This is a genomic window from Acinetobacter sp. WCHAc060033, assembly GCF_004209125.1.
GTDB classification, from domain to species: domain Bacteria; phylum Pseudomonadota; class Gammaproteobacteria; order Pseudomonadales; family Moraxellaceae; genus Acinetobacter; species Acinetobacter wuhouensis.
In genome coordinates this window covers 1-1,112 of sequence record NZ_SGSW01000153.1, presented here as the reverse complement: position 1 = coordinate 1,112, position 1,112 = coordinate 1, and the positions used below count along the sequence as shown (strand labels likewise).

Annotated in this window: 1 protein-coding gene; it reads left to right on the top strand. The window is 40.8% G+C overall.

Annotated elements, in window-relative coordinates; genetic code table 11:
- Positions 1 to 252 precede the first annotated feature (252 nt).
- Positions 253 to 456 (top strand): hypothetical protein, encoded by a 204-nt coding sequence (locus tag EXE10_RS21010; protein ID WP_130114600.1) that lies wholly within the window; start codon positions 253 to 255, stop codon positions 454 to 456.
- Positions 457 to 1,112: the final 656 nt, after the last annotated feature.

Sequence of the window (1,112 nt, the reverse complement as noted above, 5' to 3'; positions counted from 1 at the left end):
TTTCTGAGGATTTTTTTAATAGTTAAATTTAAAGAACTGCTTTTCGGAATTTATAACCAGATTATGCTATCGCATAATAAGCAGTTCCAAAATTCGACTTGACACAGTATCTACTACGCATAAGATGGGTTTTGTAGAAGTTGTTTTTTAGTTGGACTGCCAATCCAAACATTCAAATTGATTAAATTTGTTTGTTCATGGATTGCCAACCATGAGCAAACAACATCACCCCTTTTCGCAACGTGCCAAGTTGTGAAAAGTTTTATCGGTGAAGCTGCATACGTCCGAAAGGTAGTTGGTGCGGCTACGATAGGGGCTAGAGGGTGTGACTCCCTCTTTCTACCTGTTACCCAAGTCAAATCCCATATTTTTATATGGCGCATTGGGGCGACACGGACACGGGCATTAACGGGTTATCAGCGTCTTAAACATACGACTGGTAACTTAGTGAATTAACCCTGTTTTATTTGTGATGTGGAGTCATTTCAAGGATTGATAATGGCGTTGATGCACTGGCAGATGCTTCGTAAGGGCATAGTCAAGGCGCACAGGTGGGCTTTTGAGATGATCGTGAGGTCATAGGAGAATGAGGTGTTAAACTGGATTTCTCGGCACGTCACGGTGAATTGCTGAATTCGTAGAGATACGTTGCAATTTGCTTTGGCGGTCAATGGATAGCTCAAGCCTGTAAATTCGGCTCTGTCAACATACAACTATAGAATAGTTGATGGCAGTCGATATGCGTAGAGTAAGTGCTTTACCTTATTGATTTAACTAGACAATATAACCCCGACAAGACTTGGAACTGCGGTCGGGTGAACATGGAATTGAGTTTAGTTAAGTTAGAGATAAGCGTACTACTCGTTAAGACAAATAAGACTAACGTGGGCGCACTTCACACCGTTTGAGTTGTAGATATTTAATTTCTGATTGATTAGTTCACAGAAAAGCGATTCTAGGCAAACAACAAGGTGGTGATCGGTGACGATCTTTAGAAGTGTTAGAGAATCAGACAAGTACAAAACCCTTAATCTTTAAGGGTTGCAGTCACTCCAAGCGAATAAAAACGTAAGTGGTGATAATTGGGAAAGTCTATGCCGATAAGTTGGTGA